Consider the following 895-nt stretch of genomic DNA (forward strand, 5'->3'; position numbering starts at 1 on the left):
CGATGGCGAAGGAGAAGTTTGACCGGTCGAAGCCGCACGTGAATGTGGGAACGATTGGTCACATTGATCACGGCAAGACGACGTTGACGGCGGCGATCACGAAGGTGTTGTCGAAGCACAACCCGAACAACAAGTTTCGTTCGTTTGACACGATTGATAACGCGCCCGAGGAGCGGGAGCGGGGTATCACGATTGCGACGGCGCATGTGGAGTATGAGACGGCGAACCGTCACTACGCGCACGTGGACTGCCCGGGTCACGCGGACTACATCAAGAACATGATCACGGGAGCGGCGCAGATGGATGGCGCGATCTTGGTGGTGGCGGCGACGGATGGTCCGATGCCGCAGACCAAGGAGCACGTGCTGCTGGCCCGCCAGGTCGGTGTGCCGTACATCGTGGTGTTTCTGAACAAGTGCGACGCGGTCGAGGACCAGGAGCTGGTCGACCTGGTTGAGATGGAAGTGCGCGAGCTCCTGTCGAAGTACAACTTCCCTGGCGACGATGTGCCGGTGATCCGCGGTTCGGCTCTCGGTGGGTTGAATGGCGAGGCCGAGTGGGAAGCGAAGATCGACGAGCTGATGGATGCGGTGGACAAGAATGTGCCGCTGCCGGAGCGTGCGATCGATCAGCCGTTCCTGATGCCGATCGAGGATATCTTCTCGATCTCGGGTCGTGGCACGGTGGTGACGGGCCGGATCGAGCGTGGCCAGGTGAAGGTTGGCGAAGAGGCCGAGATCGTGGGCTTCCGCGAGACGCGCAAGACGGTGGTGACGGGCGTCGAGATGTTCAAGAAGCAGCTGGATGAGGGCCGTGCGGGCGACAATGCCGGACTGCTCTTGCGTGGCATCGCGAAGGAAGACGTGGAGCGTGGCATGGTGTTGGCGAAGCCGGG

The 895-nt window shown here is 61.7% G+C and carries 1 protein-coding gene; it reads left to right on the plus strand.

Features of this window, described 5'->3' with window-relative positions; all coding sequences use genetic code 11:
* Positions 1-2 precede the first annotated feature (2 nt).
* Positions 3-895 (plus strand): elongation factor Tu (tuf, locus tag AC5IJH_RS18315; RefSeq protein WP_491904264.1); only part of this gene is annotated, 893 nt, incomplete at its 3' end.

The sequence above is a fragment of the Candidatus Dedyshia acidiphila genome, assembly GCF_051025295.1.
Taxonomy (GTDB): Bacteria; Acidobacteriota; Terriglobia; order Terriglobales; family Acidobacteriaceae; genus KBS-83.